Source organism: Bacillus sp. LK2, assembly GCF_001043575.1.
Classification (GTDB): Bacteria; Bacillota; Bacilli; order Bacillales; family Bacillaceae_G; genus Bacillus_A; species Bacillus_A paramycoides.
Map to the genome: position 1 here is coordinate 336,526 of NZ_LDUK01000021.1, position 23,053 is coordinate 359,578.

General features: G+C 36.4%; 28 protein-coding genes. 3 read left to right on the forward strand and 25 right to left on the reverse strand.

Translation table 11 applies throughout. The annotated features are described in order from the left end of the window. Positions 1-7 precede the first annotated feature (7 nt). On the forward strand, positions 8-241 hold the full coding sequence (locus tag VK90_RS16665) for a DUF2627 domain-containing protein (protein ID WP_002173397.1): 234 nt from the start codon (positions 8-10) through the stop codon (positions 239-241). Between the two features lie 52 nt (positions 242-293). Here VK90_RS16665 and VK90_RS16670 read toward each other — a convergent pair whose 3' ends face one another. Then, positions 294-1,022 carry a glycerophosphodiester phosphodiesterase gene (locus VK90_RS16670; RefSeq protein ID WP_002173398.1) on the reverse strand — a complete coding sequence of 243 codons (729 nt, stop codon included), beginning with the start codon at positions 1,020-1,022 and terminating at the stop codon, positions 294-296. A 50-nt stretch (positions 1,023-1,072) separates the two neighbouring features. Here VK90_RS16670 and VK90_RS27685 point away from each other — a divergent pair, with 50 nt between their 5' ends. Further along, positions 1,073-1,219 carry a YycC family protein gene (locus VK90_RS27685; RefSeq protein WP_001247671.1) on the forward strand — a complete coding sequence of 49 codons (147 nt, stop codon included), beginning with the start codon at positions 1,073-1,075 and terminating at the stop codon, positions 1,217-1,219. A 148-nt stretch (positions 1,220-1,367) separates the two neighbouring features. Here the strand turns inward: VK90_RS27685 and VK90_RS16675 are convergent, their stop codons facing one another. From VK90_RS16675 to accB, 15 genes are all read right to left on the reverse strand, one after another. Continuing rightward, positions 1,368-1,955 carry a PRK06770 family protein gene (locus VK90_RS16675; RefSeq protein WP_033719448.1) on the reverse strand — a complete coding sequence of 196 codons (588 nt, stop codon included), beginning with the start codon at positions 1,953-1,955 and terminating at the stop codon, positions 1,368-1,370. Positions 1,956-2,206: 251 nt separating this feature from the next. Then, on the reverse strand, positions 2,207-3,001 hold the full coding sequence (gene spo0A, locus VK90_RS16680; RefSeq protein ID WP_002173400.1) for a sporulation transcription factor Spo0A: 795 nt from the start codon (positions 2,999-3,001) through the stop codon (positions 2,207-2,209). A 287-nt stretch (positions 3,002-3,288) separates the two neighbouring features. Beyond that, on the reverse strand, positions 3,289-4,581 hold the full coding sequence (gene spoIVB / locus VK90_RS16685; RefSeq protein WP_002173401.1) for a SpoIVB peptidase: 1,293 nt from the start codon (positions 4,579-4,581) through the stop codon (positions 3,289-3,291). Between the two features lie 118 nt (positions 4,582-4,699). Beyond that, positions 4,700-6,439 (reverse strand): DNA repair protein RecN, encoded by a 1,740-nt coding sequence (gene recN / locus VK90_RS16690; protein ID WP_002173402.1) that lies wholly within the window; start codon positions 6,437-6,439, stop codon positions 4,700-4,702. A gap of 270 nt (positions 6,440-6,709) precedes the next feature. Further along, the gene (argR, locus tag VK90_RS16695) at positions 6,710-7,159 is read right to left on the reverse strand and encodes an arginine repressor ArgR (protein WP_001032581.1); all 450 of its coding nucleotides are present in this window, start codon (positions 7,157-7,159) and stop codon (positions 6,710-6,712) included. A gap of 142 nt (positions 7,160-7,301) precedes the next feature. Beyond that, on the reverse strand, positions 7,302-8,141 hold the full coding sequence (locus tag VK90_RS16700) for a TlyA family RNA methyltransferase (protein WP_025150073.1): 840 nt from the start codon (positions 8,139-8,141) through the stop codon (positions 7,302-7,304). Between the two features lie 3 nt (positions 8,142-8,144). Then, positions 8,145-10,037 (reverse strand): 1-deoxy-D-xylulose-5-phosphate synthase, encoded by a 1,893-nt coding sequence (dxs, locus tag VK90_RS16705; RefSeq protein WP_002173404.1) that lies wholly within the window; start codon positions 10,035-10,037, stop codon positions 8,145-8,147. Between the two features lie 306 nt (positions 10,038-10,343). Then, positions 10,344-11,237: a (2E,6E)-farnesyl diphosphate synthase gene (gene ispA / locus VK90_RS16710; RefSeq protein ID WP_025150071.1), complete on the reverse strand. Its 894-nt coding sequence runs from the start codon at positions 11,235-11,237 to the stop codon at positions 10,344-10,346. Beyond that, complete coding sequence (gene xseB / locus VK90_RS16715; RefSeq protein ID WP_002173406.1) at positions 11,237-11,467, reverse strand: exodeoxyribonuclease VII small subunit; 231 nt, start codon at positions 11,465-11,467, stop codon at positions 11,237-11,239. Before xseB ends, ispA begins: the two co-directional genes overlap by 1 nt. After that, entirely contained in the window at positions 11,457-12,815 is a 1,359-nt protein-coding gene (gene xseA, locus VK90_RS16720) for an exodeoxyribonuclease VII large subunit (RefSeq protein ID WP_048374149.1), read from the reverse strand. The genes xseB and xseA overlap by 11 nt, the downstream gene beginning before the upstream one ends. 26 nt (positions 12,816-12,841) lie before the next feature. Next, positions 12,842-13,702, reverse strand: coding sequence for a bifunctional methylenetetrahydrofolate dehydrogenase/methenyltetrahydrofolate cyclohydrolase FolD (gene folD / locus VK90_RS16725; protein ID WP_048374150.1), 861 nt, complete (start codon positions 13,700-13,702; stop codon positions 12,842-12,844). A gap of 23 nt (positions 13,703-13,725) precedes the next feature. Further along, entirely contained in the window at positions 13,726-14,118 is a 393-nt protein-coding gene (gene nusB, locus VK90_RS16730) for a N utilization substance protein NusB (RefSeq protein WP_048374151.1), read from the reverse strand. Between the two features lie 348 nt (positions 14,119-14,466). Further along, positions 14,467-14,859 (reverse strand): Asp23/Gls24 family envelope stress response protein, encoded by a 393-nt coding sequence (locus VK90_RS16735; protein WP_000807630.1) that lies wholly within the window; start codon positions 14,857-14,859, stop codon positions 14,467-14,469. Between the two features lie 22 nt (positions 14,860-14,881). Beyond that, entirely contained in the window at positions 14,882-16,234 is a 1,353-nt protein-coding gene (gene accC, locus VK90_RS16740; RefSeq protein WP_048374152.1) for an acetyl-CoA carboxylase biotin carboxylase subunit, read from the reverse strand. 16 nt (positions 16,235-16,250) lie between these two features. Further along, positions 16,251-16,739: an acetyl-CoA carboxylase biotin carboxyl carrier protein gene (gene accB, locus VK90_RS16745; RefSeq protein WP_048374153.1), complete on the reverse strand. Its 489-nt coding sequence runs from the start codon at positions 16,737-16,739 to the stop codon at positions 16,251-16,253. 475 nt (positions 16,740-17,214) lie between these two features. Between accB and VK90_RS28815 the strand changes: the two genes are divergently transcribed. Continuing rightward, positions 17,215-17,412 carry a DNA recombination protein RecO gene (locus VK90_RS28815; RefSeq protein ID WP_082147949.1) on the forward strand — a complete coding sequence of 66 codons (198 nt, stop codon included), beginning with the start codon at positions 17,215-17,217 and terminating at the stop codon, positions 17,410-17,412. Between the two features lie 86 nt (positions 17,413-17,498). On the opposite strand, the gene VK90_RS16750 is transcribed toward VK90_RS28815, so the two are convergent. Genes VK90_RS16750 through VK90_RS16790 form a run of 9 tightly spaced genes read right to left on the reverse strand, consistent with a single transcriptional unit; the run spans position 17,499 to position 23,020 of the window. Then, positions 17,499-18,155, reverse strand: a complete 657-nt coding sequence (locus VK90_RS16750; RefSeq protein ID WP_048374154.1) for a SpoIIIAH-like family protein — start codon at positions 18,153-18,155, stop codon at positions 17,499-17,501. Positions 18,156-18,170: 15 nt separating this feature from the next. Next, a complete protein-coding gene (gene spoIIIAG, locus VK90_RS16755) occupies positions 18,171-18,833 on the reverse strand; it encodes a stage III sporulation protein AG (RefSeq protein WP_048374155.1) in 663 nt (220 codons plus the stop codon). Beyond that, the gene (gene spoIIIAF / locus VK90_RS16760; RefSeq protein WP_048374156.1) at positions 18,823-19,455 is read right to left on the reverse strand and encodes a stage III sporulation protein AF; all 633 of its coding nucleotides are present in this window, start codon (positions 19,453-19,455) and stop codon (positions 18,823-18,825) included. Before spoIIIAF ends, spoIIIAG begins: the two co-directional genes overlap by 11 nt. A gap of 12 nt (positions 19,456-19,467) precedes the next feature. After that, on the reverse strand, positions 19,468-20,640 hold the full coding sequence (gene spoIIIAE / locus VK90_RS16765) for a stage III sporulation protein AE (RefSeq protein WP_025150065.1): 1,173 nt from the start codon (positions 20,638-20,640) through the stop codon (positions 19,468-19,470). Positions 20,641-20,650: 10 nt separating this feature from the next. After that, positions 20,651-21,034: a stage III sporulation protein AD gene (gene spoIIIAD, locus VK90_RS16770; RefSeq protein WP_082147950.1), complete on the reverse strand. Its 384-nt coding sequence runs from the start codon at positions 21,032-21,034 to the stop codon at positions 20,651-20,653. Positions 21,035-21,057: 23 nt separating this feature from the next. Beyond that, the gene (gene spoIIIAC, locus VK90_RS16775) at positions 21,058-21,261 is read right to left on the reverse strand and encodes a stage III sporulation protein AC (protein WP_000020914.1); all 204 of its coding nucleotides are present in this window, start codon (positions 21,259-21,261) and stop codon (positions 21,058-21,060) included. A 14-nt stretch (positions 21,262-21,275) separates the two neighbouring features. Next, positions 21,276-21,791 carry a stage III sporulation protein SpoIIIAB gene (gene spoIIIAB / locus VK90_RS16780; RefSeq protein ID WP_048374157.1) on the reverse strand — a complete coding sequence of 172 codons (516 nt, stop codon included), beginning with the start codon at positions 21,789-21,791 and terminating at the stop codon, positions 21,276-21,278. Further along, positions 21,785-22,711 carry a stage III sporulation protein AA gene (gene spoIIIAA / locus VK90_RS16785; protein ID WP_048374158.1) on the reverse strand — a complete coding sequence of 309 codons (927 nt, stop codon included), beginning with the start codon at positions 22,709-22,711 and terminating at the stop codon, positions 21,785-21,787. The genes spoIIIAB and spoIIIAA overlap by 7 nt, the downstream gene beginning before the upstream one ends. 27 nt (positions 22,712-22,738) lie before the next feature. Beyond that, positions 22,739-23,020: a YqhV family protein gene (locus tag VK90_RS16790; RefSeq protein ID WP_048374159.1), complete on the reverse strand. Its 282-nt coding sequence runs from the start codon at positions 23,018-23,020 to the stop codon at positions 22,739-22,741. Between the last annotated feature and the right edge of the window lie 33 nt (positions 23,021-23,053).

Consider the following 23,053-nt stretch of genomic DNA (forward strand, 5'->3'; position numbering starts at 1 on the left):
GTTATGTATGCAGCGTTACCTTGCTCTATTATTAGCACTCATCCCTATTTCATTAGCTGTGCTTGGCATAAAGTTAATGAGAGACACTGTATTTGGGATTTTATTCTCTCCAATCCCTATATTATGGTTACAATTTTTAATCGGCGCTTTTTGCTTCGCACTTGGGTTTTATATCTTTGGCGGCTTCGTCCTACATAGAGATCGTAAGAGAAATAAAGTACAGGCCCGCTTTAGAAGATAGAACAAATTTTTCACATATCCATAAACAAAAAATGAGACCGTTATAATAGGTCTCATTTTTTTATCGACAATAACGTTCTTGCTGTTTCAGGATAATCAGTAATAATCGCCGATATGTTCATATCAAAATATTTACGCATAAGCGTTTCTTCATTTATTGTGTAAGGACGAACCTCTACACCACTTTCCATCGTTAATTCAGCAATGGCATCTTGAAGATAACGATAATTTGGATGCACTGCTTTAGCACCCATTTTTTTCGCATATGCCCACGGGCTATGCAGACCTTCGCGATATAAAATAGCTGTTTGAATATCCGGAGCCATCATATGACACCGCTTCATACTGTAGTGATTAAAAGAAGAAAAAATAGTCCGATCCTCTAAACTAAACTTACGTACAAGTGTTATTACTTCTTCCTCTAAGCCTCTATATGGAATTGTATTATTTTTCAGTTCAATATTGAGTAGCAATTGCGTTTTTGTAAGCCATTCAAGCACCTCTTCTAATAGAGGGATTTTACAAAAACCTACTTTTCCGCTGAATTTATAACTTGCATCTAACTTACATAAATCTTCGTATAAATAATTCCGAACAGCACCTTTTCCATTCGTCGTTCGATTCACAGTTTCATCATGGATGACGACAACTTTTCCATCTTTCGTTAATTGAACATCAAGTTCAATTCCGTCTGCCCCGAAAGCCTCCGCTGCTTCAAATGAAATCATTGTATTTTCCGGGTATGTTCCCGCCGCACCACGATGTGCAAATATAAGAGTCATCCTCACTCCCCCAATCTTATGCTATACTATACGAAAAAGGAGGTACTTCTATGAGACCATTACAAATTTCTCCAGACACTGCAGTCCGCCTATCAAAAGCGTTAGGTGTCCCGCTCGAACAGCTTATGCATATGCCACAACACATTTTAATTCAAAAGTTAGTTGAATTAGAAAAACAAAATAAAGACGAAGAATAATATAGTCCTGTTTTGCAGGGCTTTTTATTATAATTTATATTTCTTCCTTCATTATATCACGGATAACTTACCCACTAAAATTATGAATGCGTGAAACACCATAATAAAAAGCCCCCTATAAAGAAGCTTTTTCTACAACTTGCAAATTTTAATTTCCTCCAACATATTGAAGGTCTCCAGATTTGTGTAATTCACCTGTTACTCCATCTCCAAAATTATTTAAAGAAAAAGTTTGCTCTTCTAGCGGATCCATAACTCCTGTAGCTTTTCCGATATTACCACCTTGCAATTTCCAGAAGTAGTTATGATCGTCCACAACTTTACTAAAGTCTTTGTTTATCCATCTTTCAGCAATCGCTAAAAGTTCTTCTTTCGTTTCAAAAGTACTCTCATTTAAGATACTTCTTACTTTTTTAGCATTCTCTTTAGACATTGGGATTGCTCCCCATTTTTGCTCAGCTATTACTTTTTGGTGGGTCATACTGTGCATCGCTTTAACTACTTCTTCTTCAGTAGAATCTTTTGTAATTTGAAGTTTCGCACTTGCGCCACCAATCTCACCAAACTGCGCTTCTTTTTCTTTTGGAACTGTTTTATATTCGCTTGTATCTATTTCAGCACTAGCTTGTTTGTCCGCCGGATTATCTGCAAGTTCCAACATTCCAAAAGTTATACCAACAGTAAGCCCGACTAAGCCTATTGCACATCCAATCCAAATTAAAATTTTCTTTTTCATATAAATCCCCCAGTCATTTCCAGTTACTCCCTTAACAAATTCCATATCAATAAATATCCCTTTATAGATAATTTTACTAAATATATCTTTTTATTTTCCATATAAATCAATGAATCACCTTTAAATGTGTCATAATCATATTTCTTATGAAAATAACACTTCAATATTATCCTTATAACAAAATAAAAGATCAACGAGTGTTTTAAACCCATCGATCTTTTATGAAAAAATATATTTTTAATATGCTACTCTCAGCTAGCCTTATGTTCAAGTCTTAGCTTATCCGCAACCATTGCGATGAACTCGGAATTCGTAGGCTTTGCTTTGGACATTGATACTGTATAACCAAATAAGGACGAAATAGAATCAATATTCCCACGGCTCCAAGCTACTTCAATCGCATGACGGATTGCACGCTCGACGCGGCTTGCTGTTGTATTGTATTTCTTTGCGATATCTGGATACAACACTTTCGTAATAGATCCTAACAATTCGATATCATTATACACCATAGAGATTGCTTCTCTTAAATACATATATCCTTTAATATGAGCAGGTACACCAATTTCATGAATGATACTTGTAATACTCGCATCTAAGTTTTTCGGTTTTCCATCTATTGTTGTTGCTGATCGGAAAGATGGCAATGGACGTTTAATGGTAGCATTTGCCTTACCACTCACTTGACGAATATGACCTGTTAAATTCTCCATATCAAATGGTTTTAATATGAAATATGAAGCACCTAAGTCAACTGCTTTTTTCGTCACATCTTCTTGCCCGAATGCTGTCAACATAATTACGCTAGGCTGTCTTAGCCTTTCAATATGTCGCATTTTCTCTAGCACAGCTAGACCATCTAAATGTGGCATAATAATGTCTAAAACAAGAACATCAGGCTGCTTGTCTTTTAATAAATTTAAACACTCTTGGCCATTGTAAGCAGTTCCGATAACTTCCATATCATCTTGAGCAGCAACATAGCTCTCTAGCATTGATACCAATTCCTTATTATCATCCACAAGACATACTTTAATTTTTTCCACAGCTTTTCCTCCCTTACCGAATCGATTCTTCCGACATGTGTAAGCTTCTAGGCTACATGAATTGTTCGACAATTGTGTGAAAATTCCCTTTTAAAGTTTCTTACTTTCCGATAAAATCACAAAAAAATATGTTTATCGTTCATTTTTTTTCTTTCGCAACACATTCCATCATAGAATTCCAGCGAAACGTTCAACCCTTTGCTTATATTTTACAACAAAAAACAGCTCTTGCGGAGCTTTTACAAAATTTCAACGAATTTTCCAATAGAAAAGCGAGCTAATATGTATTAGCTCGCTTTTCTTTCTTGATCATAAATATTAATTCCAGCTTCATGTAACATCCATTCAATATGAACACCGTATCCTGACGTTGGATCATTTACAAATACATGTGTAACAGCACCAATTACTTTTCCATTTTGTACAATTGGACTTCCACTCATCCCTTGTACAATGCCACCTGTTTTCGCTAACAAGCGTTTATCTGTCACTTTTATTACCATACCTTTTGTAGCTGGGAACTTTTGCGGTACTGTGCTAACAACTTCAATATCAAATGCTTCTACTTTATCTTGATCAATAACTGTTAATATTTTCGCTGGCCCTTCTTTTACCTGATGGGATAATGCGATAGGCATTGCTTTATCCATTATACCGTTTGTCATATTTGTGTTCAATTTCCCAAAAATACCAAACGGACTATTTACTGTAATATTACCAATTACTTCACGGTCTGGTGAAAATCTTGCTAATTTTTCCCCTGGGTTCCCGTGACTCCCTCTTTCAATAGACGTTACTGTCGAACGCATAATTTGTCCATCTTCTACTTGAATCGGCTTTTTTGTATCATTATCGGAAATCACATGACCAAGCGCCCCATATTTCATGGAATCTGGATGTACAAATGTCATCGTTCCGATACCAGCTGCTGAATCACGAATATATAGTCCAATTCGGTAAGAGGATTCGCCAGTGTCTTTTTGTGGTGTTAGCTTAGTGCGAATGTATTTTCCATCTCTTAATAAAACAAGATTAAGCGGTTCACCTGTTTCTCCGCTATTATGAATAAATGGTGCTACATCGCTCATTCTTTCAATTGTTTTACCATTAATTTCAGTAATCATATCCCCAATCTGTACACCAGCTGTTTCACCAGGAGATACTTTACCCTTTTCAGTTTGAATTAAATGATGGCCTACAACAAGTACACCTTTTGTGTTTAATTTCACACCAATCGATTGTCCACCTGGGATAACTTTAAAATCTTTTAATACTTTCACATTTACTTTTTTCACTGGAAAACCAGCGAGTTGAAACACCATATCAGCTTCACCATTTTGGTGAGAATTTACCATAAGTTCTTGTTCATTTGAACTTACTGTAAATACATTACGATTTGTAGATGAGGCCTTAAAAACTGGTAATGATGCTATTTCTGATTGTTGTCCTTCAAAAACAACAAGTTGCTTCGGGGATGAAATAAACGTTCGAAGCGGTTTAAAACATCCAATAAGAACTAGAGAAACAAGGAGACAAAGACCTATTATTTTTCGAAATCTTTCTAATTTCAATTTGTTCACTCTCCTCGCTCCTACCCCACATTCAGCCTCTTGGCTTCACTTTTTAATCTCTCCTTGCAGTGCTTTATTTATAACCGGAAGAATTAAGAAATCGTCATTTGAGAAAAAAAGCTATCCATTACTGGATAGCCTCTGCTGTCTGCTTGAAATGATGTGCTTGCGTAAGTAACTCTTTCGCATGTTCTGTCGTTAAATCTGTAATTTCCACACCAGAAATCATTCGAGCAATTTCTGTTACTTTTTCATCCGTACTTAACACAGTAACGGATGTAATCGTCCGATCATTCGCCACTTGCTTTCTAATAAATAAATGCGAGTCCGCCATTGAAGCTACTTGAGGTAAGTGCGTAATACAAAGTACTTGCGAGTTTACTGATACACGATAAATTTTTTCCGCAATAGCCTGTGCAACCCGACCACTCACACCCGTATCCACTTCATCAAAAATAACAGATGCAACACCTTGATGCTTAGAAAAAATGCTTTTTAAAGCTAAAATAATACGAGATAACTCTCCGCCAGAAGCGACCTTTGAAAGTGGCTTTAACGGTTCACCTGGGTTCGTTGAAATATAAAACTCCACATGATCGTAGCCATCCGTCGTAAGTTTCACCGGTGTTCCTTCTACAAGAGGTTCTTCTGCGTTTCCTTCCCTCTTCATGATTCTCACTTCAAATTTCGTTTTTTCCATATATAGTTCTTTTAACTCTTGATGAATTGCGCTTGTAAGATGATCTGCAAGTTCATGACGCATATCACTTAACAACGTTGCCTCTTTTAGAATAACAACTTCTAATTCCTTTAACTGCTTTCTCGTTGTTTCAATATGTACGTCTTTATTTTCAATCGTAAAAATTTCTTGTTCAATTTTATCTGCATACGCTAAAATCTCTTCTACAGTATTTCCATACTTTCTCTTTAACATACGGATTTCATTCAAACGCGTTTCAATTTCATCTAAACGTTTCGGGTCATATTCCATCATATCTAACTTTTCTCTAAGCTGATATGCAACTTCTTCTAATAAGTAATAGCTATTTGCAATTGAATCATGATTTTCTTGATACGCTTCATCTAAGTGCGTAATACTCTCCATTTGTGCCATTGCATTCCTTACATGATCTAACCCCTGTCCGTCCGAACTTAACGAACGATACGCATCTCCTAACGCTTTATAAATCTTTTCAAAATTGGAGATTTTTAATCGTTCCTCAGTCAATTCATATTCTTCATCCATTTTTAAATCCGCTTTACGAATTTCTTCATGTTGGAATTGAATTAAATCTAGACGATGGGCCATTTGTTGTTCATTTTCACTTAAAGATTTCAACTGTTTTTTTAATTTCTCATAGTCTGCGTATACATTTTGATATACGTCCAATTGTTTAACAATACGATCTCCATCAAAATGATCGAGCATAAACATATGACGTTCTTCATTCATTAAATCTTGCGTTTCATGCTGTCCATGAATATCAACAAGCGTTTTCCCAATCTCTTTTAATATGCTGAGTGTAACAAGTTTCCCATTTACACGACATACACTTTTTCCGTTCGCAGCAATATCACGCTTCAAAATGATCATACCATCTTCTATTTCTATATCTAACTCTTCTGCCTTTGCGATACATGGATGCTTATCATCTTCTACATAGAATAATCCCTCTATCTCAGCCTTTTCTGTTCCGTATCGAACAAATTCCGCTGAACCACGGCCACCAACAAGCAAACTAATTGCATCAATAATAATGGATTTTCCAGCTCCTGTTTCACCACTTAAAACAGTTAAACCTTTTTGGAAAGAAATATTTAATGCCTCAATAATAGCAAAGTTTCTAATCGATAATTCCGATAACAATGCCCCATTCACCTCGTTATTAACTAATCCCCTATTAAGGGCTTTTCTCAGTATTCTTCATTCAAATAGTTATACTATATGTTTATATGTATAAATTACTCTTCTAACCCGCTCCATTGTACCAAACATTTGTTTTACGGGTCAATCCACCTATTTTCTAACTTTATTCGGAAAAAATAATGTATTGTATTTGAAAATCCATATTTTTAGCCAATAAAAATATCTTGTTTGCTTTCCACTTTACAGAGGAAAGCAAACAAGATTTTTCTGTTACAGCATATTTAAGAAACGATCAGAGACAACACCTGTATCTTCAGGTGTACGGCAAATAATTAAGCAAGTATCATCACCACAAATGGTTCCGATGATCTCATCCCACTCTAAATGATCAATAAGTGCCCCAAGTGAATGAGCGTTACCAGGCAATGTTTTTAGCACAAGCATATGTCCTGCCGTGTCTAATTTTACAAATGAATCCACTAGATTTCGTTTTAATTTTTGCAACGGGTTAAATCGTTGATCTGCTGGCAAGCTATATTTATAGCGACCATCATGTAATGGCACCTTCACTAAATGCAGTTCTTTAATATCGCGTGATACTGTTGCTTGCGTTACATTAAATCCCTCATTACGTAAAATATCAACTAGTTCATCTTGTGTTTCAATTTCTTTGTTCGCAATAATTTCCCTGATTTTAATATGGCGCTGACCTTTATTCATACATTTGCACCTCACACTATCTCTTACCATAGTTTAAACATTGGTATACTTCACTTATTTATGTTAACGTATAATCCGTTACTTGTACACAATTGTTTTTACAATCATTATACAATTACAACAAAAAGAGGAACAACATATGTTATTCCCCTTTCCCTTTTTGTTTTAAAACCTCATGTGCTTCTGTAACAACTTGCTCAATAGAAACTGGAGAATGATTTTCGCCATTCTCACGTTCACCGTGCCACTTTAGATGAATTAAAAATTCAATATTACCATCTCCACCTGTAATAGGTGAGAATGTTAAACCTTCTACATCATAGCCTTCTTTCAGAGCAAAATCGACAATCATTTCCACGACAGCCTCGTGTACTTTTCTATCACGAACAATACCTTTTTTCCCGACTTGTTCTCGCCCAGCTTCAAACTGCGGTTTAATTAATGCCGCTACATCACCATTTTGCATAAGCATTGTTTTTAAAACCGGCAATATAAGCTTTAATGATATAAATGAAACATCGATACTTGCAAACTGAGGTAAACCACGTTCTAAATCTGCCGGTGTCACGTAACGGAAGTTCGTTCGTTCCATCACAACAACACGCTCATCTTGACGCAATTTCCACGCAAGTTGATTATATCCTACATCTAATGCATAGGATAACTTCGCTCCATTTTGAAGCGCACAATCTGTAAAACCACCAGTTGATGAACCGATATCTATCATAACTTTATCTTGTAAATCAAGTTGAAATGTTTCTAACGCCTTTTCAAGCTTATAACCACCACGGCTTACATACGGCATAACTTGCCCTTTCACCGTAATCTCCGTATCTTGCGGAATTTTTTCCCCTGGCTTATCGAGTCTCATTTCATTCGCATATACAAGACCTGCCATAACAGCACGTTTAGCCTTCTCACGCGTTTCTATAAGTCCTCGATCTACTAATAGTACATCTACTCTTTCTTTTTTTACGCTCATTTGTTACGCCCTTTTTTGTTTTGATGGAATCATTGTATGAATACGGTCTACAACAGCATCTGTCGTTAAACCAATTTCTTCTAATAATTTTGTTACACTTCCGTGCTCTATGAAACGGTCTGGAATACCCATTCGTTCAATTAATGCACTATGGTATCCATTCTCAGACGCAAATTCAGCTACTCCCGTTCCAAAACCACCGATTAAACAAGCTTCTTCAATCGTTAAAATCGGTATATTCTTTCCTAAGAGATCATGTAAATACGCTTCATCCATTGGTTTAATAAAGCGAGCGTTCACTACTTTCACTGAAACTCCAGCCTTTTCAAGACGCTCAGCTGCTTCCATTGCCATTGGAATCGTCGTACCAAATGTTAAAATCGCTGCTTGTGTACCTTCTTTTAACGTTTCCCACGTACCAATTGGAATCGCCTTTAATTCTTCATCCATATGAACGCCAAGTCCATTACCACGTGCATAACGTAAAGCGATTGGTCCGTCTTCGTATTGCATTGCCGTATATACTAAATGTTGCCCTTCATTTTCATCTTTTGGCATCATCAACACGATATTCGGTAAGTGACGTAAAAATGAGATGTCAAATACACCTTGATGTGTTTCACCATCTGCTCCTACTAATCCAGAGCGATCTATTCCAATGAAAACATTTAAATTTTGACGACATATATCATGAACAACTTGGTCATATGCTCTTTGTAAAAATGTTGAATAAATTGCTAAAAACGGCTTCATTCCTTGCGTTGCCATACCTGCTGCCATTGTTGTAGCATGCTGTTCTGCAATACCTACATCAATCATGCGATCTGGGAATTCTTTTTGGAATTTCTCAAGTTTCGATCCAACAGGCATCGCAGGCGTAATTGCAACGATACGTTCATCCGTTCTCGCTAGCTTAAGCACTGTTTCACTAACAACAGCACTCCATGCCGGTGCAACTTCCTTCGGCTTAACAAAGTCACCTGATTCAATTTTATAAGGTCCTGTTCCATGCCAAGTTCCAATAACGTCACTCTCAGCTGGTTTATAACCTTTTCCTTTTTTCGTAATAACATGAACAAGTACTGGGCCTTTTGTTTTCTTTGCATATTGCAACGTTTCGAATAACTTTTCATAATCATGCCCATCGACCGGACCTAAATATGTAAAGCCTAATTCTTCAAAAAAGACACCTGATACTAGTAAATATTTTAGACTATCCTTTATTTTTTCTGCTGTCGCAGCCACTTTCCCACCGACTGCTGGGATTTTCTTCAATATATACTCCAGCTCATCTTTCACCCAATGGTATTTCCCTGCAGTACGTAAACGACCAAGTACATTATGAAGTGCACCGACGTTCGGTGCGATTGACATTTCATTGTCATTCAAAATAACAATCATGTCTGTTTTTTCATGCCCAATATGGTTCAATGCTTCTAAAGCCATTCCGCCCGTTAAAGCACCATCTCCAATGATTGGTATAACATATTCTTTCGTTTTCTTTATATCACGCGCAAGAGCCATACCCATCGCAGCAGATAGTGACGTCGAGCTATGACCAGTTTCCCATACATCATGCTCACTCTCACAGCGTTTTGGGAAACCACATAAACCTTGGTATTGTCTCAATGTGCCAAATTCTTTCGCACGCCCGGTTAAAATTTTATGTACATAGGATTGATGTCCTACGTCCCATAAAAATTTATCTTTCGGACTATCAAATAATTTATGCAGAGCAATTGTGAGTTCTACTACACCTAAATTAGGTGCAATATGTCCACCTGTTTGAGAGAGCTCTTCAATTAAAAACTTACGAATATCCTCACTCAATCCCTCTAGTTCACTGATAGACATATCTTTCAAAAAACTAGGGTTTTGAATTTGCGTTAGATCCACATGGATCACTCACTTTCATTTCATAATCTGTCAACATGTCAAATAGTATAAGAAACATTTACGCAACACAAGAAGTTCTCTTTTCTATTCTTTTTATCTTGTCCTGTTTCAGAAAATACTTCCATTTTTTCACTTACCCTATTATACATCATATTTCTTTACGCGATGAAAAAATAGCCGCTAACACGGAGTGATAACGGCAATGTAATCTACATATATTTTTGCCAATAACAAGAAAAGAAAAACCTTTTCCTACATTTATATCATAAAATGATGAATGACTCAACAAATGAAAACGCTGTTATCTTAGTTATTACGTTTTGCGATCAAATCACAAATAGATAGTAAATATTCATCTTGTAATTGTAAAGAGTTAATAGCATCTTTTGCTTTTGCAATCGTTTCCTCTAAAATAGATTTTGCTCTATCTACAGTAAATAACGTCGTATATGTGCTCTTTTCATTGGAAGCATCACTACCAATCGGTTTGCCAATCTCTTCTTCTGTACCTTCTACATCTAAAATATCATCTCTAATTTGGAAAGCTAGACCGATATATTTCGCAAATGTAAGTAACTTCTCTTCCTGCTCTTCTGTAGCATCAGAAAGTATCGCTCCTGCAAGTACAGCAAATTCAAGCAGTTTTCCTGTCTTATGCTTATGGATGTACTCTAATTCATTAATTGTAAGTCGTTTTCCTTCGGCTTCCATATCTGCCACTTGTCCAGCAACCATTCCTTCAGGTCCTGCTGCTTTCGCAAGCTCCAGTACAAGTCTTACTTTTTTTTCAGCAGAGATTTCTTTTGGCTCATATGCCATAATAACTTGAAAAGCATATGTCAACAAACCATCTCCTGCTAAAACCGCCATTGCTTCACCAAATACTTTATGATTTGTGGGCTTCCCTCGTCTTAGATCGTCATCATCCATACAAGGTAAATCATCATGAATTAACGAATATGTATGAATCATTTCAAGGGCACAAGCTGCACCCACGCCAAGATTTCTTTCTTTCCCAAACGCTTGTAACGTTGCAAATAAAAGTAACGGGCGGAGACGTTTTCCACCCGCTTCCAAAGAATATGCCATCGCTTCACGAAGCACATTTGGACATTGTAATTCATTTGCATAGCTTACAAGCTTTTCTTCTACGAAAGTTTTACTCTCTTTCAAAAAAGCATCAAAAGCTATATGTGTCACTATGCTTCATCTCCTAAAGCAGTAAACGGTTCAAGCTCTCCATCTTCCCCAAGGATAACTGCCATTTGTTCTTGTACATCTTTCAATTTCTCATCACAAAGCTTAGATAACTCCATGCCTTCTTTAAAATAAGAAATTGCTTCTTCTAAAGGTACATCACCTTGTTCAAGCTTAGAAACGAGATGCTCAAGCTGCGAAATTGCTTCTTCAAAGCTTAACTTATTTTCCATTATTCAATTCACGCTCCTCTATGCTCGATACGCTACAATCTAGTATTCCATCTTGTAATTGAACCGAAACAGCATCTCCAAGGTTAACATCTTTCACACTTTTTAATACTTGTTTCTCTTCATCGTATACAAGCCCATACCCTCTCATCATTACTTTAAGCGGGCTTAATGCTTCAAGCTTTTGAGCCGCTCTCACAAATGCGAACTCCTTCGTTTGAAGTAATGTTTGCATTTCACGTTGCAATTGCTTTTGCAACGTTGCAATTGCAGTTTTCGTTTGTATAATTTTTTGAGATGGGTGGTGCTTCTCTAAATAAAATGAAAGTTGCTTTAATTGATTTACTTTTTTATCTATATAACGCTCTTTCGCTAAAACAAGTTGTTCAAGAGCCCTATCTAACTGCTCTTCTTTTTGTTCGTACACTTGCCTTGGATAACGGAACGCATAAGATTTTTGTAACACTTGTAGTTTTTCTTCTTTTTTATGTACCATCTCTCTCATCGCTCTTTGCAAGCGGAGAGTTCTTTGTAGCACTTTCTCTTGCAATTCAAGAATATTAGGTGCCGCAAGTTCTGCTGCTGCAGTCGGCGTAGGTGCACGCAAATCAGCAACAAAATCAGCAATTGTAAAATCCGTTTCATGTCCTACAGCTGAAATAATTGGAATTTCACTTGTAAAAATAGCTCTTGCAACTACTTCCTCATTAAAGGCCCATAATTCTTCAATAGAGCCCCCACCACGCCCAACAATTAAAACATCAATATCTCCCATTTCATTCGCTGTGCGAATTGCTTGTACAATTGAGGGAGCCGCTGACTCCCCTTGTACAAGTACAGGAAACACAATAACGTTTCCAATTGGATAACGACGTTTAATCGTTGTTATAATATCGCGAATTGCTGCTCCTGTTGGCGACGTTATAACACCAATTGTTTTTGCATACGCAGGGATTGGACGCTTATAAACTTGAGAAAACAGCCCTTCTTCTTCTAAACGGACTTTTAATTGTTCATAAGCTAAATGAAGATTTCCAACTCCATCAGGTTGCATGTCTTGAATATAAATTTGATAAGAACCACTCGCCTCATAAACGGAAATTTTTCCTTTTACAAGTACTTTCATTCCATTTTCAGGTCTGAATTTAATGTTACGATTATGACCCGCAAACATAACCGCTGCAATTCTTGCATTTTCATCTTTCAATGTAAAATACATATGACCACGGCTATGATATTTAAAGTTGGAAATTTCTCCTTTTAACCAAACAGACTGCAAATGCGGGTCGTACTCTATTTTTGTTTTTATATAGCGTGTTAATGCTGTAACGGTTAAATATTGTTTCTCCATTGCTCTCTCCTCATAGCCGATTCAAATTATTTACAAACAACACCTGCACGCTTTGCAGATTCAACAGTGTTGTGAAGTAGCATTGTAATAGTCATTGGGCCAACTCCTTTTGGTACAGGCGTAATGTAACCCGCAACGTCCAATACATTATCAAAATCAACATCACCACAAAGCTTTCCTGTTTCCAAACGATTTACACCGACATCAATTACAACCGCACCTTCTTTAATATAATCAGCTGTTACCATTTTCGGTCTTCCAACGGCTACGATTAAAATATCAGCTAACTTCGATAATTCTTTAATATTTTGCGTCTTAGAATGACAATATGTGACAGTTGCATTTTCATTTAAAAACAGTTGTCCCACTGGTTTACCGACAATATTACTTCTTCCAATGACAACGACATGCTTTCCAGAAATATCAAGATTTGTTTCTTTTACTAATTCCACAATACCGTGCGGTGTGCATGGTAGGAATGTATCTTGTCCTGTCATCATACGCCCCACGCTAATTGGGTGAAATCCATCTACATCCTTTTCAGGTGAAATTCTTTCAATGATAGCTTTTTCTTCAATATGTTTTGGTAAAGGTAATTGTACTAATATGCCATTAATACGGTCGTCTCCATTTAAACGATCGATTTCAGCAAGCAAACGCTCCTCAGTAATCGTTTCAGGAAGTTCAATTAGCTCTGAATAGATTCCTACTTGCTCACAGCCTTTTTCTTTTCCTTTTACATAAGAACGAGATGCTGGATCTTCTCCAACTAAAATAACTGCTAATCCTGGTACAATCCCTTGCTCTTTTAACTTCACAACTTCTTCTTTTAATTGTGCTCGTTTTTTCTCCGCAACTTCATTTCCTTTGATGATTACTGCTACCATTTTAAGATTCCCCCTTAAAGAAATTACAGTGTATCTTTTATATTAGATAAAACGCCGTTAATAAAACGACGAGATTCCTCATCCCCAAATGCTTTAGCAATTTCAATTGCTTCGTTAATTGTTACATTGTGTGGAATTTCTTCCATGTATTTCATTTCATACACAGCTACACGTAAAATACTGCGATCAACAATACTAATACGTTCAAACTTCCACTTTTTTAAGTTTTGACGAATCGCTTCATCAATTACTTCTTTATTCTCGACAAAACCAACAACAAGTGATTCTAGAAACTCATTTGTTTCTTCACCTTCATCTAGCGTATTTTCCACCGCTACTTTCGGTTCTAATTCTCCTGTAATATCCATTTGATATAATGCTTGCATTGCTCTTTCTCTAGCCGTCCTACGTTTCATTGTAACTCTCCTTTATACTTCAAGTCTTTCCTTATGCTTTGTTATATTATTATAATTTATAAGCCGTCAATTCACTTACTCTTGCAGTTTTCATTGATTTTCCAACCTTATAATACAATGATAATAACACAATTTATCGTTTCACACACGGGGTACAAGGCTGAAAAATAATAAAAAGATTAACTTCAAGTTCCATATCTTATCACAATGTACGTTTTTTGGAAAAACGAAACATTTCCTTTTTTATTTCTTATTTTTTGAAATAGTATAATAATTAGAGGGTTTTAATTTGTGAAGAAATGAAACGATAAAAAAGATGCCTATTTTACTAGGCACCTTTTTTCACTCTTACACTGGTTCGATTTCTGTTTTTTGTGTTTCGAATGTTACGCCAACGATGTGAACATTCACTTCTTTTGGCTCAAGTCCTGTCATTGTAAAGAGCGCTTGGCGAATATTGTCTTGAATTTTTTGTGCAACAACTGGAATTGCTACACCAAAATACATAACAACATAAAGGTCAACAATAATATCTTCGTTTGCTAATTCAACCTTTACACCTTTACCATGATTTTTCTTACCTAACTTCTCAACAACATCTGTAGCAAAATTACCACGCATTGCCGCTACACCTTCTACTTCAGCAGCTGCAATACCTGCAATTACTTCGATTACTTCTGGTGCAATTTCTACTTTTCCAAGAGTTGTATCTTGACCCATATCTAACATATGTTCAGCCATGAAAAAAACCTCCTTTAATGTATCACTGCGTCACAAGTTCATGCTCTTCCAAAAATTTCGTGTTAAACTCACCTTTTACAAAATCAGGATGATCTAGCAATTGCAAATGGAACGGGATTGTTGTATGTACGCCTTCAATGACAAATTCACTGAGCGCTCGCTTCATTTTTGCAATTGCCTCTTCACGTGTTTTTCCGTGAACAATTAATTTAGCAACCATCGAATCATAGAAAGGTGGAATTGAATATCCCGGATATACAGCTGAATCGACGCGAATACCAAATCCGCCTGGTGGTAAGTACATTTCTACTTTACCTGGAGATGGCATGAATTTTTTGGCAGGGTTTTCCGCATTAATTCGACATTCAATTGCCCAACCATTAAATTGTACTTCCTCTTGCTGTAACGATAACTTTTCTCCAGAAGCAACAAGAATTTGTTCTTTAATTAAATCCATCCCTGTTACCATTTCAGTAACTGGATGTTCAACTTGGATTCTCGTATTCATCTCCATGAAATAAAAGCTTTTCGTTTTATATTCATAAATAAACTCAACCGTACCAGCACCTGTATAATCAACCGCTACCGCCGCTTTAACTGCCGCTTCACCCATTTGCTTGCGAATGTTTTCATCAAGTGCAGGTGATGGACTTTCTTCTAATAGTTTTTGCAGACGGCGCTGAATTGTACAATCACGCTCTCCTAAATGAATGGCATTTCCGTGTGTATCTGCCATTATTTGAATCTCAACATGGCGGAAATCTTCAACGTACTTCTCCAAGTATACACCAGGGTTCCCAAAAGCGGTACTAGCTTCTTGCTGTGTAATTTGAATTCCTTTCACAAGCTCTTCTTCATGGCGTGCAACACGAATACCTTTTCCACCGCCACCTGCAGTCGCTTTAATAATAACTGGATATCCAATTTGATTAGCAAGCTCGATCGCTTGTTCGGTATTTTTAATAATCCCTTGTGAACCTGGTACAATCGGAACCCCTGCTTCTTTCATTGTATCACGTGCAACGTCTTTTGTGCCCATCTTTGAAATAGCTTCCGGACTTGGACCGATAAAAATCAAGTTACACTCACGGCATAATTCTGCAAAATCTGCATTCTCTGCTAAAAATCCGTATCCCGGATGAATTGCATCACAACCTGTCAATTTCGCAACGCTTATAATGTTTGTCAAATTTAAATAGCTTTCTTTCGAAATCGTTGGTCCAACACAATACGCTTCATCTGCAATTTGGACATGAAGTGACTCTTTGTCTGCTTCTGAATAAATTGCAACCGTTTCAATATCCATTTCTTTACAAGCACGAATAATTCGTACAGCAATTTCCCCACGATTGGCTATTAATACTTTTTTTATCATCACAAAGACTCCCTTATTACGCTTTTACAAGAAATAGCGGTTGTCCATACTCAACAAGCTGTCCGTTATTAACAAGAATTTCAACAATTTCGCCTTCCACATCTGCGTCAATTTCATTAAATAACTTCATAGCCTCAACAATACATACGATAGAATCTTTCGATACTTTATCCCCAACACTTACATATGGAGGTGTATCAGGCGAAGAAGAAGAATAAAATGTCCCTACCATCGGTGATGTGATTTTATGTAGATTTTCATTTTGAACAGCTTTCTTCTCTTCCTGTTTTGGCACTTCTACTTGCGCTGCCGCTACTGCTGTTTCTACTTCAACAGGTGCTACTGGTTGTACTACTTGTTTCGTTACCGGTGTTTGCATAGTAACAACTTCATTACCACGTTTTTTCATTTTGATTGTTGTACCATCTTTTTTGTATTCAAATTCATCAATATTAGAGCTATCAATTAATTTAATTAATTCACGAACTTCTTGAATTTTAAACATGTAAAATCCACTCCCATACTCTTGTTTGTCCCGTTTTTACAGATTGGCATCAATAAAATTGATTAACTGTAAAAATACGATGCATTCTATTAGACATTTCATTCCTATGACATTTACTAATAGAAATATTTACTATTCCCATCTTACGATAAATTTTTTAAACATTCCAATTTATATTTCTTTATTATAAATTGAAACTCCTGTAAAAATATTATTCCACTAAAAATTTATTACCTAGTAATAATACCAAGTTTCACACAAAATTGGCAAGACCACTTCCTAAAAAACATTCTTTACATTTTCAAAACTGTACAGTGTAAATACGTAATCCCCTCAGTATTCTTCATTTTATCTACGGTAAAAAAACATATTTTTACCAAATATTATTTTTTTGTTTACGCGCCGTTCATTCTTCCTTCATAAAAGAATAGTATGTTCAAAGTGTAGAAAATTTATTGTAGTGAGGTGTGGACATATGATATGGCTCATTCTGTTCTTGCCTGCCGTAATGATTTGGACATTGGTCCTCTTCATCCACGTCAAATCCGGAAAAAGTAATCACCAGTATCATGAACCATTAATCTTTTACTCACAGCGTATTTCCCCGTTTCCAATTGAAAATACTAAATGTAACTACAAAGATGAAATAGAAAAAAGCTATCGAAAGCGATAGCTTTTTTCTATTATTCTTTTTATCTAATTTAAAGTACAAATGCCCCTTACAATTAAACCGTATTAACAGGATATTTAAAGTTCACTTTATTTTACTGATGGATCAAATTTTACCCCTACATCTTTTGAGCCGCCTTCACTTCTTACAAGCTGAATAATTTTATTCGCTTCTTTTTGTGAATGCTTTGCCGCTTTAACTGTGACTTTAATATCAGTTCCATCAGCTCTTACAAGAGCATCTTTATATCCACCTTGAGACTTAATCACTGTTTCAAGTAATTCTTGCTTCGTTTCCATTGTAGTGATTGCATCTAGATTATCTTTCGCTTTACTCTTTTCTTCTGCTGAAGATTTTGATGAATTCATTACACCTTGTAACTTTTCTTTTTCAGCACTACGCTGATCTTCCATTTGCATACGTAAAGCTGTGAAACTCTCATCACTTGATTGAACTGTTACGTTAGCATCTTTTTTACTTGTTTCTTTTTTAGCATTCTCTTTTTTGTCTGTTTCTTTATTTGTAGTTTCCTTACTTGTACTTTCTTTTGTTGTCTCTTTATTCGTAGTTTCTTTCGTTGTTTCTTTTGTGACCGCTTTATCAGCACCTTGCTTTTCTTGTCCCATCTTTTCACTCGTTGTTGGTGCCGCATTGTTCATTTTCTCAGGAGTTGTCACGTAATAAACAGATAGTACAACCACTAAACTTAACATCGTTAATAGCCAAACTGTTTGTTTTTTTAACACTTCATTTCCTCCCTATCAATTTTTCGGTGATACTGAAACGCGATGAGCTGGCACATCTAACAATCGCGTCACAGCTTCTTTTACCATTGCTTTTATTTGTATATTATCCACTCCCTTTGCTACGACAAGAACACCTCGTACTTTCGGTTTCTCTGTTCGCAAAACAATTGGAGTTTCTTTATCACCTTCACGTATAATGACTGTCTTTACATCAAGAGACTCGTCGTCTACTTCCCTTTTCCCGCCTGTTTTATCAGTTTCACCTGTCGTTTGTGAGCGTTTCACCGTATTTTTCTCAAGTATTTTTTCTTCAGATGAATCTAAATTTACTTTAATCGTTACATCTTTTACTCCCGCTATCTCTTCTAAAGAGGCTTTCAATTCTTGCTCATACGCTTTTTCATATTTTTCTACATTTGACATATTATCGTTATTTTTTTGTCCGAAAGTTGGTACGTCCTTTTCTTGGTTTTGAGTTTTTTGTTCTTTAAACACAGGTACTTCTTCTTTTTTGGGTGAAAAGTAATTACTAGAAAACATAAGCAAAATCCCAAGTATAAGTAGGACAAGTAAAAACTTAGGTGTTATCTTTTTTCCCTTCTCATTACTTTCTTTTTCATCTCCATTTAATAAGTTTCGAAAAAATGAGAACTTCGAATTTTTATCTTTATTGTCCATTTACTCTACCTGTCCTCCCTTCCATTTGAACTTGGATTTGTTTATCCTCTAGTTGCCACCTGCTTGAAAAGAAATCTTTCATTTCTACATTCGTTTCTTCTAATTTTTTTGGAGGTTCTTTCGTATTAATTTCAACTTGCTTTACTGTTGCGATTGCATCATTTTTACTACGTTCTTTTTCTTTCAACGTCACAACAACAGATTGAATATCTTTCGCTGACTTTACTTCTTCTGTATGTTCCGCTGCAACTATTTGTATTTCAGAGACTGTCATACCATACTTTTTCTCAAACTCTTTTCCTACTTCTTTTTTCATTTTGGTAGCCATCTCTTCTAAACTATATGCACGTGTTAGAGCTTGTATTTCTTTTTTCTTCGAATCTATTGAATTTTTTACTGATCCATCTGTTACATATTTTTCTTCGTTAAAATTTGCGATTACCTCGTTCACATCTGTTTGTAATAATTTAAAAAGGGGCGTTAAAATTAACACAATTAATAATAGACTTACAACGAATTTAACGTACTTTTGTAAGTTTGAATTTGGAAGAATAAGATGAAGCATTGTCGCCAAGAGTAAAAAAACGATAATATTTCTAATCCACTCTGTAACAAATTGCATACTCTTCACCTCCTATCGCATCATGAGCGTAATGTTCCCCGCAGCAATAATAATTGTGATACTTAAAAAGAACATAAACGATACGATAGCTAAACAAGCAAATACATAAATGATACTTCGCCCGATAATATCTAAACATTGAATAATTGCTCCTCCGCCAACCGGTTGCAATACTGCTGCTGCGAATTTATAAATAAACGCAATACAAAATATTTGAATCGCTGGAAAAGCGACAATTAAGCATAAAATAACGAGCCCGATAATTCCGACTGTGTTTTTTAATAATCCAGATGCACTAATAACAGTATCCGCCGCCTCAGTAAACATCCTTCCTACTACAGGAATGAAGTTTCCTGTTACAAATTTAGCAGTTTTCACAGCTATGCCGTCAGCAACGGCTGACGCTGTTCCCTGTACAGATAATACCCCTAAAAAAATCGTCAAAAAGATTCCGATAATCCCGACACTAACGTTCTGCAAAAGCTTGGACAATTTCGTAACTTTATATTGATCACTCATCGTGCTTACAATACTTAATATAGTTGCAAGTAATAAAAGTGGTAGAACGATATAATTCATCAGAAGCCCGCTCGTATTCATTAAGAAAATGATGATTGGATGAAAAAATGATACAGAAACAACACCGCCCCCGGTTGCTATCAGTGCAAGTAAAATTGGCAATAGGGCTAGTATGAAATCTACCATTGTTTGTATCGTTTCTCTTGCATATGTCATGACAACATAAAAGCTATTTAAAGCGAAAATAATAAGTACCATATATACGACTGCATCCGCAATTTTACTTACGCTACTCTTTGAAAAAGAAGATTGTAGTGATTGCAACAATGCACTAAAAATTGTGAGCATAATGAGCGTTCCAAGTAACTTTCCATTTGCAACAAGCTCGTGAAATAAATATTTTAATAGACCTATCATCCACTCTTTTATGGAGAATTCTTTTTCTCCCTTTACAAACTCCATAAAGCTTCCTTTTTGACTCTCTGGTAAATAGCCTCCATATTTTGTAACAAGCCCGTCCCAAAATTGCTTCACATCTTCAATTCCGAGCTTATCCAATTGTTGATCAACGACGTTTGTTTCTACAGGAGAAGCTTGTACAACAATCGGTAAAGAAAAGAAAAGGAAGCAAGCAAATAGCAGCTTAGCTCCAAACTTCCTCAACATTCACTCCCCCTTATCCCGTAGGTAAAAACCCGAGAATTGTTTCAATTACAACCGTCAAAATAGGAATTGCCATAACGAGAATTAAAATTTTCCCAGCTAATTCAATTTTCGAAGCGATTGCACCTTGACCAGCATCTTTTGTAATTTGCGCACCAAACTCAGCGATATAAGCAATCCCTATAATTTTCAATAATGTCTCTACATATACGTTGCTAACCTTCGCTTCACTCGCCACTCTCTCAATCATTTGCAAGATAGAATGAATTTGATCGATTAAGAGAAGAAACATTACGCTACCAACGAACACAATAAATAACGATGTAATACTAGATTTTTGCTGATTTAAAACAGCAGCTAAAAATGTAGCAACGAGGCCTAATCCGACAATTTGTATAATTTCGATTCGAACCGCCTCCTTTACTGGAAGAGAAAGACACTTTTAATCTTGTCGAACAGAGTATTAATTAAAAATGCAACATGAAACAAAATGACGACAAAACCGACAAGGATAACCCAATTTGCAATATCCTCTCGCTTTAATTCTTTTAGTACGGTATGAATGAAAGCTAAAACAATGCCGATTCCGGCGATTTGAAATATTAATCCAACATCAATGGACATCGCCTTTCTCCCCCCTATAGCAGTAAAATTACGATAAGTAGCCCTGCTAGCACTCCTAAACTCTTTATCATTTTTTCATATTGGAGTTGTAAAGCTTTCGCTTCTCCTTCTTCTCTTTCCAAATGCGTAATACATAAGCGAATATGTTTTTGTTGTGATTCACGATCATGTTGTCCAAGTGTTTCACCAAATTGTTGTAAAATCTCATGCTCGGTTTGTTTAAACGCCGTTAATGCCCAGTTCTCCTTTAAGCTATCATTCCAAGCTTCTCTAACTGTTTGTTCCCCGCTCTCTAGACGCCTCGAAAAGCTTTGAAATATCCAATTTAGCGGCTTTGGCATTTGTTTAACTAATCGCTCAGCCGCTTCAGATAAAGGTGTGTGTCCATACATAATTTCCGCTTCCAATGATTGCAGTGCCGCCTTCAATAACCTAAGCTGCCGCGGTCGCTCGCTGTATCGCTTAGCGTATGAAAATCCGAAAAAAGTGCTAACAGCAACTATTAATACCGCACCAAATATTTTCACCATACGCCTTGAGCCTTTCTATGCGGTAATACCGGTTTTCCATATCTATCTTTCACTTGCATAACCGTTCCTGGCCCTCTCGCTTTTGACAATTCCACAAACCTATCAAATACGCCCAGTTCCAGCACCTCCTGCAACGATGGACGTTTCACAACATCATCATAAGAAAATCCGTGTGCACTTATAAAAAGCTGAACGCCTGCATGCACCGCCTCCATAATCGCTTCACTATCTTCTTTACGTCCAATTTCATCTACGATCAATATATCTGGGCTCATAGAACGAATCATCATCATCATTCCTTCAGCTTTTGGGCAAGCATCTAATACATCTACTCGCGTACCAAAATCATATTGCGGAATCCCCTTCACACATCCAGCAATCTCTGATCGTTCATCAACGATTCCTACTTTACAAGAAGAAATTTTCGAAGCGCTTACTCCTTGACTCATGCAGCGTGCTACATCTCTTAAAAGTGTTGTTTTCCCCGTTTGTGGTGGGCCAATTACCATCGTGTTTAACCATCGTGATTCATAAAGATATGGCAAAAGCGGCTCAGCAATCCCTATTTTTTGACGAGCAATACGAATATTAAATGAAGAGACATCTCGAATCATTTTTACTTCACTTTTTTCTGTAATGACTTTTCCCGCTAAGCCAATTCTATGTCCCCCTCGTAGTGTCACATATCCACGTTTCAACTCTTCTTCCATTGTGTAAATTGAAAATTGACTTAATTTATTCAATAAGTAGATTGCATCTTCCGCTGTAGCAACATAGTCATAAAAAAACACTTCCCCATGTGCGATACATTCTAGTGGTCTTCCAATTCGAACTCGAATTTCCTCTAGGACATCGTATTGCTTACAACCTTCAACTAACTGTTTCATCGTTTTCGGTAAAACTTCTAATACCTCTTTCATAAGCTTCTCCCCACTATACTCGACTTACTATTTCAACAACGCGATAAAAATGCAGCCAATTCCAAGCGCTAGAAAAAACAGTTTCAGGAATGAAATCTCACTTGCTACACTCGCTATACCAATTGTCATTGTTAAAATTAATACGGTCGGTCCAACAAACGCCAACATACCATTTATAAACAATGCTTTTTTCACATCATTCACGTAAAGCATAAGCAAAGCGGCGAATATTTCCGCGCTACCTGAAAACAAACGAAGTAACCCCATCACAAGTACGGATGTTTCCATTGCCGCTAGCCACTGTTTCATTCTCCCACCTTCTCCCATAACGTTTGCTAGTTC